The organism is Tautonia sp. JC769 (assembly GCF_040717455.1).
In the GTDB taxonomy this organism is placed as follows: domain Bacteria; phylum Planctomycetota; class Planctomycetia; order Isosphaerales; family Isosphaeraceae; genus Tautonia.
In genome coordinates, this window is record NZ_JBFEFH010000006.1 from 169,748 (window position 1) to 183,152 (window position 13,405).

General features: G+C 67.6%; 8 protein-coding genes. 3 read left to right on the top strand and 5 right to left on the bottom strand.

The features are described 5' to 3' along the window. The first annotated feature begins 5 nt into the window (after window positions 1-5). The 3 genes from AB1L88_RS08765 (at window position 6) to AB1L88_RS08775 (ending at window position 3,576) form a co-directional block, all read left to right on the top strand. On the top strand, window positions 6-1,346 hold the full coding sequence (locus AB1L88_RS08765; RefSeq protein ID WP_367096266.1) for a hypothetical protein: 1,341 nt from the start codon (window positions 6-8) through the stop codon (window positions 1,344-1,346). A 179-nt stretch (window positions 1,347-1,525) separates the two neighbouring features. Next, window positions 1,526-2,704 carry a dipeptide epimerase gene (locus AB1L88_RS08770; RefSeq protein ID WP_367096267.1) on the top strand — a complete coding sequence of 393 codons (1,179 nt, stop codon included), beginning with the start codon at window positions 1,526-1,528 and terminating at the stop codon, window positions 2,702-2,704. Continuing rightward, entirely contained in the window at window positions 2,701-3,576 is an 876-nt protein-coding gene (locus tag AB1L88_RS08775; protein ID WP_367096268.1) for an alpha/beta fold hydrolase, read from the top strand. The genes AB1L88_RS08770 and AB1L88_RS08775 overlap by 4 nt, the downstream gene beginning before the upstream one ends. A gap of 40 nt (window positions 3,577-3,616) precedes the next feature. On the opposite strand, the gene AB1L88_RS08780 is transcribed toward AB1L88_RS08775, so the two are convergent. From AB1L88_RS08780 to AB1L88_RS08800, 5 genes are all read right to left on the bottom strand, one after another. Next, on the bottom strand, window positions 3,617-4,756 hold the full coding sequence (locus AB1L88_RS08780) for a hypothetical protein (RefSeq protein ID WP_367096269.1): 1,140 nt from the start codon (window positions 4,754-4,756) through the stop codon (window positions 3,617-3,619). A 63-nt stretch (window positions 4,757-4,819) separates the two neighbouring features. Then, the gene (locus AB1L88_RS08785) at window positions 4,820-6,334 is read right to left on the bottom strand and encodes a class II fumarate hydratase (RefSeq protein ID WP_367096270.1); all 1,515 of its coding nucleotides are present in this window, start codon (window positions 6,332-6,334) and stop codon (window positions 4,820-4,822) included. 168 nt (window positions 6,335-6,502) lie between these two features. After that, window positions 6,503-7,297: a UDP-2,3-diacylglucosamine diphosphatase gene (locus tag AB1L88_RS08790; protein ID WP_367096271.1), complete on the bottom strand. Its 795-nt coding sequence runs from the start codon at window positions 7,295-7,297 to the stop codon at window positions 6,503-6,505. A gap of 64 nt (window positions 7,298-7,361) precedes the next feature. Further along, a complete protein-coding gene (locus tag AB1L88_RS08795; protein WP_367096272.1) occupies window positions 7,362-11,846 on the bottom strand; it encodes a DEAD/DEAH box helicase in 4,485 nt (1,494 codons plus the stop codon). A gap of 95 nt (window positions 11,847-11,941) precedes the next feature. Continuing rightward, entirely contained in the window at window positions 11,942-13,402 is a 1,461-nt protein-coding gene (locus tag AB1L88_RS08800; RefSeq protein ID WP_367096273.1) for a sulfatase, read from the bottom strand. Window positions 13,403-13,405 lie beyond the last annotated feature (3 nt).

A 13,405-nucleotide genomic window follows, 5' to 3' on the forward strand; every position in this document is an offset into this window, starting at 1 on the left:
CCCTCGTGGCCTCGATCCTGCTGATCCTGGCCGCCCAGGCCGCCCGGGCGCACGACATCCCGAACGAGCGCGTCGATCGATCGATCCAGGTCGTCCTGGAACCTCCCGTGCTCAGGGTCGTTTACGAGGTCAGCCAGACCGAGTGGACCCTCTACCAGGACCTGAAGCGCCTGGCCCCGGAGCAGGTCGGGAATGCGCCGATCGACCGGGTCGAAGGCTATGCGCGCATCATCGCCCCCCTCAATGCCCGGGGCCTGCTGGCCCGCGTCGATGGTTCCGAGCTTCCCTGGGCCGTCGACGACGTGATCGTCGCGTTCGAGGATCACGTCCTCCTGCGTTTTGTTTTCCGGGCCGCGATTCCCGAGCAGGGGACGCTGCACCTCCTCGACTCGAACTACTCCTCCTCGTACGGGATCAGCCGACTCGCCCTCCGCCATGCGGCAACGACCCGTGTCGAGGGTTACGACGGGCCGGCCGAACTCGACGAGGTCGAGGAAGTTCCCCTCTTCCTGCTTTCCGACGAGGAGGAGCAGCAGACGCGAGAAGTCACGGTCGACTATCAGCGCCTCGCCACTCCGGACGCACGCCTCGCGTCAGCACCCTCGGAGACGCCGGACGCTCCCGCCGATCCCCTCGGGAAGGGCACTGATCGCCCGGACAAGGCGAGTGCCGAGCCGCATCGGCTCACCCGGCTCTTCTGGGAGTCCTCCGACTCCGCGCGTCCCTTGCTGCTCCTCGCCGCGGTCCTCCTGGGAGCGGCTCACACCGTGCAACCCGGCCATGGGAAGACGGTCGTGGTCGGTGCCTCGCTCCAGGGCGATCACCCGATCCGTCACGGCTTGCTCCTGGCAGGCTCGGCGGCAGGGGCACACCTTGTCCTCGCGGTCCTCCTGGCGGTGACCGCGGTCCTGGTCCTGCCCTCGGAGCTGGGAAGGCTCGACGCCCCTTTGACTCGAGCGATCGGCCTCGTCCTGGCCATCCTGGGGAGCTGGCGCGTCGGCACCATGCTCACCGGCTTGCCACGCCCCGGCGACGCCCCCGGAACGTCGATCCCGTCTGCCCGGGAGGCGATCCTGACCGGCCTTGCCATCGGCGCCATCCCCTGCTGGGACGCCGTGTTGCTGCTCGCGATGGCCTGGGTCGCCGGGAAATCGCTCCTGGGCGTCGCCCTGCTCCTCGCGTTCAGCCTGGGGGCCTCCGCAACCCTCCTCGGGGTGGCCCTCTGTGCCGGGTGGTTCCGCAGCCTGACCCATCGCGTTCGAGGGTCTGCCATCCTCGAGCGCTGCCTTGGGGCGGCGGGAGGTCTGCTCCTCGCCGGGGTGGGCGTCTCGATGTTCTTCCTGTAATCGAGCGGCCTCGGCCCGCTCGAATCCTGATCAACCCCCGACATCCCGAAGCCGGCCAACCGCCAGAAAACCCCTTTTCGGAAATCTCGCCCCAATTCTCCCTGTCAATGTGCCCCGGCCCGTTTCTCAGTGTAAACTTCAGGGTCGGACACCCAGCGAGACACGACCGGGAGACGTCGATGGGCCTGGTTCGCATCGAAGGATTTCATGTTGCTCTTCCGTTGAAGAAAGCGATCAAGCATGCTTCCCACCAGCGAACCGAGAGCGAGAGCCTGATCGTCCGGGTCACGCTCGACGACGGCACGGTCGGATTCGGAGAGGGCGTCCCCCGTTCTTATGTCACGGGCGAGACGATCGAAACGGCCCTCGATGCGCTCGAATCGGTCGATCTCGCCCGGCAGGTCGGGGCCCCGGCTTCGTTCGAATCCGCGGTCGACCGGATTGCCTCGATTCGCCTGCCCAGCATCGAGGACGACCCGCGCGGCATGTTCGGCAACGCCGCCCGGTGCGCGGTCGAGCTTGCCCTGCTCGACGCCTTCGGGCGTCGATTCGGGCGATCGCTCTCCGACGCGATCCGACACCTGATCGCCGGCCGACCGTACCTGCGCGATCGCCCGGGCCCGGTCCGTTACAGCGGGGCCATCACCGCCGAAGGGGCCCGGAAGGAACGCATCTCCGCCTGGAAGATGAGGATCTATGGCTTCCATCAGGTGAAGGTCAAGGTCGGTGTCTCGGGTCAGGACGACCCGACCCGCCTCCGACAGATTCGCACGATCCTCGGGAACAGGACCGATCTCCGCATCGATGCCAACGAGGCCTGGTCGGCCGATGAACTGCCGGAGCGGGTCGCTCCGCTGCTCGACTCGAAGCCCAGCGTGCTGGAACAGCCGGTCCCCCATCGCGACGTGGAACGACTGGCCGACCTTCGAGGCCGGCTCGGGATTCCGGTCATGCTCGACGAATCCCTCTGCGGGGCGCCCGATGGCGTCCGGGCGATCGACGCCGGGCTGGCCGACCTGTTCAATGTCCGGCTCTCGAAGTGCGGCGGCATCGCTCCCACCCTGCGCCTGATCGACCTGGCCTTCCAGCATGGCCTTGGCGTGCAGCTCGGCTGCCATCCCGGCGAGTCGGGCATCCTTTCCGCGGCGGGGCGTCACCTGGCGTCGAACCTCCTCGGGCTCCGGTACCTGGAAGGGTCGTACGACCGCCATGTCCTGGCCGAGAACCTCACCGCCCCTGACATCACGTTCCGTTACGGGGGCCGGGCTCAGCCCCTCCCCGGCCCCGGCCTGGGGGTGACCGTGCAGGACGCTCCCCTCGAACGCATGACGGTTGCCCGACGAGAACTCTCACCATGATTGAGCCGACCACGCACCAGATTCGGACCAGCGACGGGTATTCGATCCACGTCACCCGCTGGAGTCCGGAGACCGATCCCCGCGCATCGTGTGTCATCCTTCACGGCGTCCAGAGCCACGCCGGTTGGTATCACGGCCTCGGTCGATTCCTGGCCGAGGCTGGGATCGAGGCCCACTTCCCCGATCGTCGCGGTTCGGGATCCAATCAGGAGGAACGCGGGCATTGCCCCTCGTCCGGCCGCCTGATCGAGGATGTCATCGAGATCTGCCGGGCCGTCCGCGACGATCGCCCCGAGCTGCCGGTCATCCTCGGTGGCATCAGCTGGGGAGGGAAGCTGGTCGTGACCGCGGCCGCTCGCCAGCCGGGCCTGATCGACGGCATCGCCTTGATCTGCCCGGGGCTCGAGCCCCGCGTGGGCGTCTCGCGATCGGAGCGGCTCCGGATCGCCGCGGCCTTCTTCATCAATCGCAAGGCCCATTTCCCCATCCCGTTGGCCGACCCCGCCCTGTTCACGGCCAACCCCGACGCCCAGCGCTTCATCGCGAACGATCCCCTGAGCCTCCGGACGGCCACCGCGGGGCTGCTCGCCGCCAGCACGTTCCTCGATCGGAAAGCCCGCCGCGCCCCCTCTCGCGTCGAGCAACCCTGCCTCCTCATGCTCGCCGAGCACGACCGGATCGTCAACAACGACCGGACCCGGGACTATGTGCAACGGCTCGCAAGCGCCGACAAGACGGTGATCGAATACCCGGACGCTCATCACACGCTGGAGTTCGAGCCCGAACCCGGGCGCTACGCCCGCGATCTCGTCGACTGGATCGAGGCCCGGTGGGTACCACGCCGACACGCGGCTCAATTCGCCACGCCTTGATGGCGAGGCCACGCCGCCGCTTCGACAGGACCCGATGCCCTCACCCGCCGGTCGCGGGCGATGAACCCTCCTGTCGCTCCAACCCGGATGGCAAGGGGATCCCCAGCAGCTTGCGAGCCGCGAACACCCGGGCCTCCATCGCGTTTCGAGGGCCGTGCCGGGCGCCGATGGCTCGGGTCATTTGCTCGGTCAACTGATCGAGCAGATAACTCTCAGGGGCTCCCAGGCGTCTCAGCGCCGTGATCGTCTGCTCGAGATCGCCGCCGGCGGCGAGGAACACGTTCGCCCCGAGCCGTTGCTCCAGTTGAACGACCTCGAACGGCAACGGGATGCGATAATCCCGGCTCAAGCCCTCGATGTGCGGCCCCGCCTGCCGACCATACTGCCGGATCGCCAGTGCGAGGCATTGCAAGAAGTGCCGACGCTGAGCCAGGGTCTGGATCGCGATCGTCCGCTCGGCCGGCCGCTCCTCCGATCGTTCGGCCTCGTCCGGAATTCGCCTCGGCCGATCGTCGGGTCGAGCCTCGTTCGCTCGCGGCGCGAACTCGGGACCATCGCGCCGGTCCTGGTCCCAGATGATCACGGCGCTGGCCCGTCGGGGCCCTTCGTCCGCGTCCGGAATCGAACGATCGGCACCGGCACCGACCGCCGGGAATCCGAACGGGTCGTTCACCGGGCGTCCGATCGCGTCTCGATCCCGATCACCCCCGGCCACCTCGACAGCGGTCGAATCCTCGTCGGCTGGCTCCGACCGAGGCGCCTCTCCTCCTCCGACCTCTGTGCCTTCGGGCCGATCCCTCACACCGGACGACTCGGCCGTCGAACCCTCGCCGGATTCGGAATCCCCGGCGGTGTTCGGGACCCCCGCTTCGTTCAGCGATCGATCGTCCCGTCCGAGGCCGTCCGAACCGCGGAGCACCACCTCGCCCGAGGAGACGGGCGCGACCGCGACCGAATCCACGACCCGGGCCTCGAGCCTCGGCGTGGATCGGACGATGATCGACGGCCCGCGATACTGCTCGTAGGCGATATAGCCTGCCGTGCCCAGCAGGAGCAGGAGCAACAGCAGCTCTCGCCCCCAGGTCGCCCGCCCCCGCTGCACGATGATGATCGGCGCCGGATCGGCCGACCGCTCATCGAGATCGTCTTGTGTGCGATCGATTCGGTCGGCCTGATCCATCGTGCTTACCCCGCGGGCCTCATCAGGCGGAAGGAAGGAATCCGAAATCGGTGACGGGTCCGGTCAACCGCCCGTCCCCCGGTGCGTCTGCCGCATCGGGTCGAGCAGCTGATCCACCTCGTCCTGCCGCAAGGGCCCCATCGATTGCGCCGCCGGCGAGGCGGCGACCCCCAGGATCGACTCGTACTCCGACGCCGGCTTCCCGACGAGGTCGTTCACCACGTCCCGGACATTGCGGCCGGTCTTCGACGCCACCTTGGCCACCGCCGCGGCCGCGTCGTAGCCGATCCGAGGGGCCAGGGCCGTGCACATGGCCAGGCTCTGCTCGATCAGGGCGTTGCATCGCTCGACATTCGCCTGCAGGCCCCGCACCTCCCCGAAGACGACCACCTCGGCATCGACCTGCACGCAACGGCTCGCCAGCACGTTGGCCGCGCCGGCCAGCAGCGAAATGGATTGGAGCAAGTTGTACGCCAGAACCGGCATCATCACGTTCAGCTCGAAATTCGAGCCGAGCGCGTTGGCCCAACCGATCGTCGCGTCGTTGCCGACCACCTGGGCCGAGACCATCATCACGGCCTCGGGGATCACCGGATTGACCTTCCCCGGCATGATCGAGCTGCCCGGCTGCAGCTCCGGAATCTGCAACTCGCCGATCCCGCACCGCGGGCCCGACGCGAGCCATCGGATCTGGTTCGCCATGTTCGAGAGGCTGATCGCGACCGTCTTGCAGGCCGCCGATGCCTCGACGGCCGCGTCCTTGTTGGTCATCGCCTCGAAGTGGTTCGCCGCCGGTCGGAACGAGAGCCCGAGTTCCTCCGACAGCTTCGCCGCCATCCGCTGCGGGAATTCCTCGTGCGTGTTCAGGCCGGTCCCGACGGCGGTCCCCCCGATCGCCAGCTCACCGAGCGCCTCGCGGACCGCCGAGAGGCGGCGGATAGAGTGGTCGACCTGCGCGGCGAAGCCGGAGATCTCCTGCCCCAGGCGAATCGGCACCGCGTCCTGCAGGTGAGTCCGGCCGATCTTGACCACGCCGTCCAGCTCCTCGGCCTTGAGCCTCAGCCGGCGGCCCAGCTCGGCCATCGACGGGATCAGGTGACGCTCGATCCCCTCCAGCGCCGCCAGGTGAATGGCCGTCGGGAACACGTCGTTGGACGACTGGCCGTAATTCACGTGGTCGTTGGGATGGACGGGGCTCTTGCCCCCTCGCTTGCCGGTCAGGGCCTCGTTGGCGACCCCCGCGATGACCTCGTTGGTATTCATGTTCGACGAGGTGCCGCTCCCCGTCTGGAAGACATCGACGACGAACTGGTCGTCGTGGAGGCCGGAGGCCACCGCGTCGGCGGCCGAGGCGATCGCATCGGCCAGCTTCGGGTCGAGGAGGCCGAGATCCCGGTTGACCTGGGCGGCCGCCTTCTTGATCAGCCCGAGCGAGCGGATCATCGCGCGGGGCATCCGCAGCCCGCTGATCGGGAAGTTCAGCTCGGCCCGACGGGTCTGAGCCCCGTAGTAGGCGTCGCCGGGAACCTCCATGCTCCCCATCGAGTCCTTTTCCACCCGGGTCTGATCGCTCGACACGCTGTCCTCCGCCTCCGCACCGAGGCTCGCAATTCCAGGAACACCGGGAGGGACGCCGCGCAAGCCTCGCTCCCCGCCGGCAGAACGTCGCGTTAGCTGTATCGTAGAATGGGCGAACGAGGCGACGCAATCCCGGATTCCGCCCCCGTGTCCGCCGGAGACCTCACGTCAGCGGTTGCCCGCCCCCGACGTCGCCGCGCGACTCGTCCGATCCCGCTCGTCGCCCGCCGCCCCGGGTTCACTCATCGGCCACGATTCCAGCCACATGCGGCCCCCCACGACCGCGACGAAGGGGCAGGGGGGATGCTCGGTCCAGGTCCCGCTGTTCACGTAGCGAATCCCGTCCACGTCCTGTTCGAGGGGGGCATGGGTGTGGCCGCAGGTGACATGATCACATGACCGGGCCCGGGCATACTCCACGGCCCCATCCCGCACCACTTCACTATTGCGCTGGAACCGCTTCGAGATGCGGCGAATCCACCGGGCCGCCCGATGCGGCACCCACTTCTGGATCAGGTAGAACATCCCGCACGCGACCGAGGTCATCCATTTGTACTTCGTGATGAAATGATCGAACTGGTCGCCGTGGAGGATCAGCAAGCGGAGCGTTCCGTTGTCGAACACGTACTCGTCGAGGAAATCCACCCCCACCAGGTGACTGATGACATCCGCCGCGCCGTCGTGGTTCCCCCGAATCCAGGTCAGCCGCAGATCCTCCCGATCCGAGTGCCGACGGATGCTCCTCAGGCACGCGAAATGCCGCTTGCTCAGCCGCTTGAAATTCAGGTCGTCGAAGATGTCGCCGTTGATGACCAGCTCTCGGGTATGCTCGGCGGCCCACTCCAGGAATTCTTCGAGCAGCCTGGCCTGGCAGACGTCGCTCCCCAGGTGCAGATCGCTGATGATCAGGCAGTCATAGGGCCGATCGGGATCGGTCGAGTGCGCCGACTGTTGATCAATCATCACCGGACCTCGCCCTGGCCTCGAGAAACGGTCGTCCTTCGGTGCTCGCCGCCCTGGAAGCCTATCATGCGAACGGACCGTCTGACCACCCCGCGTAAAATGCCAGGCCGGGCGGGTTCCTGACGAACCCGACGCGCCGGAAATGCTCCGCGAACGGGCTCGTCATCGCCGGGTGCCCATTGATCTCCAGGACCTGGAGCACGCGCCTCCCCGGCCCGGCCAATCGGCATAACAGGCCCGCCCCCTCGGCGATCGCGCCTTCGTCCGCCCAGGGCAAGACCGTAAGCCTCCTCGCATAATGCTCCGAGACGATCAACGGCCTTCCCTTCATGAGCACGAGATGATTCGACCGCGATCGGGCGAAGCGAATCCCTTTTCCCCCCTGATCGGGGAACGGGAAGGGGGCCCCCGGCCCGTACAGGTTCGCCGGATCCATCGCCGAGACCAGGACCGGGGTCGAGCTTCGAGCCTCCTGGCGAGAAGACGCCCGCAGCAACCCCGCGAACGATTCCGAGGCGAACTGGACCCCCGAGAGCCCCGCCACGAAGTAGCCCCGCCGCACCTCGCCCCGCAACTCGGCCAGATCCAGCGCGGCCCTCAGCAGCGACCAGGGAGGGGCCCAGCGATCGAGCCTCGCCGTCTCCTTGCAGACCACCCCGTAGCGATTGAGGAGCAACGAGACCCAGCGATCGATCCCCGCCCCCTCGCCCCCCTCGGATCCGGCCCCCGGGGTGCTGTACGCCACCCACTTCACGCCGGAGGACTCCCAGCGCCCCGCTCCGACGGCCTCGCGATCCCGCCTCGACCGTCGAGCGGGCCGAGTCCCTTGCGCCCTCGACACCGCGGTAGGGCTCTTCCGCAATGCTCCTCGGACCGGATCGAGGTGGTCTCCTCCAATCACGCCCTGCTTCCAAAGTTCCTCCAGCGCTGCGCCCCCTCGACCTGCGTCCAGTTGACACTGGGCGAGGAGGTCGTCCGTCTCGACGCTCCCCGCCCCGCTCAGCATCGACAGCACCAGCTCCGCGTCCGAGGAGCGGGGGCCATGTTCTCCCGCGGCCCAGGGGCCGGCGAAACCGGGAGGCACAAGCGCAATTTCGCGATCATTCCCCGGTTCATCCACGCAACGCCACGACCATTGCTCCGTCCTCAGAAACTGGTCGAGCAGGCCCGGGTTCGAGAGGTTCATCCTCCGCTGGAGGACGTCGACCTCCCAGAAATCCAAGGGCGCCGGGAAACAGGCCAGTCGCTGCAGCAATGGTCCCTGCGACTCGTGCCCCCCACCCCTCGGCATCGATTGATCCAGGGCATGGTGACGCACCAGGGCATCCGCGAATGCCTCCGGATCGACGCAGACCGATTCCTTCCGCCGCAGGGCGAGGGTCAACCGCTGGAGATCCTCCAGGTTCCGCCGCTCCGCCCATTGTCCGGACTGTGCATCCCCCGAACCCGGCAAGGAGACCAGCTCCCCCGACCGCTCGAGCCGAGCGATGATCTGCCGGGCCCGGGAGATCGACACGCCATACCGGGCCGCAAGCGCTTCGATCGCAACCACGGCATGCGACCGGATCCAGGACTGGACAACCCCGATGAGAGCCTCATCGCCTGGACGTTGCGGCCGTTCACGATCGTCCAGGGCCTCAACCCTCGAACCCGCGCAATCGACCTCGAACGCCGCCTCGTAGCGAGCCAGTGACTCGGTCGCGATCCAACGCGAGGGGGGCGACGCCCCGGCGATCTCGATGCGAAGCGCCTTCCCCCGGTCACGCAGTTCCTCCAGCAGGGGCATCACCGATGGCGCAAGTTCAGACTCGTCGAGATCGCCGCAAAACCGGAGGAATTCCGCCATCTCTCCCGCCGTCCGAGGAGGAGTGGCCCTGCCTCGGAGCCGCGATTCCAACCGGTCGACGGCCTCGCGATCAATCGGCCCGGGACTCAGCGGGGGGGGGGGATCGGTCTCAGGGGGCTGCTCATTCCAGGACCGTCTCCGACGCCGAAGAGGTCGCCGGGCCTGCGGCCGACCCATCATCTGTTGCAGCAGTTCCGCCGCGAACGGTGAGAGGTCGTGCCCCATCGGCACCGTCTCGACCGAGACGAGCCCGTCGCTCAGATCCCTGAAAAAGGCCTCAAGCTCCGCGAGTCCCAGATCTTCCGCAAGGCATTCGCGGAGCGTCTCCCGAATCAACGGGTGCTCACGATCCTCAATCACGGTCTCAAACAATGATTCCGCGCGATGCCGTTGGTACCAGAGCGGGGCCCTCGCGGACGTGCCCGCCCCCGCCATCGGCAGGGCTCGGTTCAGGACTTGCCGAAACCGCACCTGGAAGAGGGGGCTGTCCCAAAGTTCCCGAATGAGGAGGGCCTTCCAGTCGGTTGCAATTAACTCCCGGAACAGATCCGCCCCGGCGATGTCGCTCCCCGGGAAGACCATCAGGAGCCCGTCGTCCGACGCATTGCCGACGGGGACGGTCCCGAACCGCCCTCGCGACCACCCCTGGACCACGAGCGAGATCCCCAGGTGAAACCGACGCCCGAGCGGTGTCTGGATCAGAAGGTTGAGACACCTTGACTCGTCGAGGAACGACTCCACCAGGACCGTGCGGTCGCTGGGCACATGGCCGACCGACTCAATCTGGCGCCGGACGATCTTCACGATGAGTTGAGCAAACCCGGGATCGAGCCGGAAGTGATCGCCCAGCCATGCCCCGCAGGCATCATCATCCCTGAGTCCTGCGATCTGTCGCCGCAGCGCCCCGAGCCTGTTCCCCAGCAGGCCGGATCGCCCCAGGCCCTCCCCCCTCCAGAACGGCACGATCGCCGAGCGCCCCTCCGCCGGGCCCACCAGAACCCGCCTGCTGTCGATGGATCGGATCACCCAACTGGACGTCCCCAGTTGGATCACGTCTCCCGCCCGACGTTCCATGACGAAGTCTTCGTCCAGCTCCCCCAATCGAGTCGCACCCTCCAGCACGACCGGCACCTGGCCGGAATCCGGGATCGTGTTCCCTCCTTGCACGGCCAGGCGACGCGTCCCCGGCAACGCCTCGAGGCGTCCTGCCACGCAATCCCAGTGAATTCGGGCCCGGAGATCCCGCACGTCGATCCGAGGCGATCGCCCCGACAGCATCGCCACGACCGCCTCGAACTCGTCCCAAGGGAGGTCTCGATAAGGATGTGCCCGCTTCAAGAACTCATAAAGGGCCCGAATCTCCCACGACTCCAGCGCGACGCACGCGAGGATCTGCTGGGCGAGCACATCGAGGCATCGTCCCGGGATCCGAAGCGGCTCGACTCGGCCTTCCCGCATGGCGTCGGCAAGCGCCACCAACTCCAGGCGCTCCGAATCGGTCCGGGCGAAGAGACAGGCCCGACTGACCTCCGTGATCGAGTGGCCCGATCGGCCGACGCGCTGGAGTCCCCGCGCAACGCTCCCGGGCGAGCCGATCTGACAGACCTGATCAATCGTTCCCACATCGATCCCCAGCTCCAGCGAAGCGGTCGCCACGACGGCCCGGAGCGAGCCGTCCTTGAGCCCTGCCTCCGTGGCCCGCCGCTGATCGAGACTCAGACTCCCGTGATGCGACCGGACGACCGGCGCCCGCCCTGGAGTCCCCGAAACCACCACTCGCCTCGCCAGTCGTTCATTGAGCCGGCTGGTCAGGCGTTCGACCTCGCCGCGATGGTTCGCGAAGATCAACGTCGATCGATTCCGTTCGATCGATTCGAGCAACTGGTCATCCAGGTCGTCGCGCCCACCACCCGTGCCCGATCGGTTGACCGAGCGCACCGTCAGTTCCAGCGCCGGAGCACTCCCCGCGTCGATGATCGTGACCGGCCGAGGCGTGCCTTGCCCCCTCCTCGAATCCGCCCCCAACGGTTCCCACCCCCCCAGGAACGCCGCGACCTCCGCTTTGGGATCGACCGTCGCCGACAGCCCGATCCGGACGCAGTCCCGGTCCGCGAGCAGGCACAGCCGTTCCAGCAACACCGCGAGGCTGACGCCCCGCTTCCGGGAGCACAACTCGTGGATCTCATCGACGATCACATGAGTCACGCCCCGGAGGGTCTCCCGCTGCCGGCTCGCGAGGATCAGGTGGAGCGACTCGGGCGTCGTGATGAGGATGTCGGGCGGACGCTTCCGCTGAGCGGCCCGCTCGGCCGCAGGGGTATCCCCGGTTCGCACCCCCACGCTGAGCGGCCGCAGCGGCATCCCCATCCGCTCGGCCTCCCGCACGACCCCCAGGAGGGGCACCTCCAGATTCACGGCCACGTCGGCATTCAGCGCCTTCAACGGCGACACATATAAAATCTTCACCCCTTCATCCGAGGCGGCTCTCCAGGCCAGGTCGAGCCCCGCCAGGAACGCCGCCAGGGTCTTCCCCGTCCCGGTGGGGGCACAGATCAGGGCGTGCTGGCCGGAAGCAATGGCCGGCCATCCCTCCCGTTGCGCCCGGGTCGGCGTGCCGAAGGTCCCTTCGAACCAGGCGCGGACCGGGGGCAAGGCCCACTCCAATCCGCTCCCCTCACCACGCTCGGATGGTCGCTTCGGCAACGAAATCGCTCGACGCAAAGGATGGCCGTCTCTCGGCAGCGGAGTCTTCGACGAGATCACGAGGATTCCCGGGCCCTCGATCGATTCGGGACGAATCACGGGCGCCAGGGTTCCGGCCCGCCCTCTCGCGACCGGAGGAACTCCGCCCCCACGTCCCGATACCAGCGGTGCAACCGGCCCCGCAGCGACTCCGCCAGCTCCGGCTGAACCGCCGCGAGATCCCGCCGCTCGCCGGGATCCTGGGAGAGATCATACAGATGCGTCCGCCCGTCTTCGAATCGCTCGATCAGCTTGTATGCCCCGGACCGGATCGCCCCGCCCGGGAACCCGCCCTGATTGGAATAATGCGGGTAGTGCCAGAACAGTGCATCGCGGTCGATCGCCCCGTCCTCTCCCCTGAGCAGGGGGACCAGGCTGACCCCGTCCGGTTGGTGACCCGGCCTCGGCGACACCCCGGCGATTTCGAGCAACGTCGGGGCGAAGTCGATGCTCATCACCGGCACGTCACACGTCCCCCCCGAGTCGGTCACCCGGGGCCAGGCAATCAGGTACGGTTCTCGGATTCCCCCCTCGTAGAGCCACCCTTTCCCACCCCGATAGGGGAGGTTCGAGGTCGGCGAGCCTTCCGACGTCGAGAGCCCGCCGTTGTCCGACATGAAGCAGACGACGGTATTCTCGACCAGTCCCAGCTCGTCCAGCTGGTCCAGGACCGTCCCCACGGCCTGATCCATCCGTTCCACCATCGCCGCGTAGGTCGGGTGATCCTGCACCACCCTGACCCGGCGCGGGCCGGCATCCGGCCAGACCTGCTCCTCCGAGGCGAACCGCTCAGCCTCGCCCACGTCCAGGGCGGCCGCCTTCGCCCGATACGCCTCGACCCGGTCCTCGGGGGCCTGGAGCGGGGTATGGACGGAATAAAAGGAGAGATAAATCAAGAACCGATCGTCCTTGAACGCGCGGATCAGGTTCGCCGCCTCCTCCGCGAGCCGATCCGTCAGGTATTCGCCGTCGGGCCCGTCGTCGAGGTACGGATTCTCGTACGGCGAGAAGTAGCCCCCCGGGGGCGATCCCACGCGAAATCCCCCAAGATTCACGTCGAACCCCTGCGCCCTGGGGCCGAACTCCTCGGTCGGCCCCAGGTGCCATTTCCCCAGGAAGGCCGTCCGATAGCCGGCCTCCTTCAGCGCCTCGGCCAGCGTGACCTCCTCCAGGGGCATCACGTCGTTCAGCGGGGCCGGCCGGAACCGCCCCTCCCGGACCCCCGAGAACCAGTTGGTCGCACCGACCCGGCTCGGATACCTCCCCGTCAGCAGGCTGTATCGGGTCGGGCTGCAGACGGGATTGGCCGCGTAACCGCTGGTGAACCTCATGGAACGGGCCGCCAATCGGCTCAGATTCGGCGTCTCGTAGAAGGTCTCCGGATGATACGGCTCGATGTCCATCACCCCGAGATCATCCACCAGAATGAACACGACGTTCGGCGGTTCATCCGACCCCGCCCGAGCAACCGGCCCGAGGATCAGGCCGAGCATCGCCACTCGCAGCAGCCGCGTCATGGT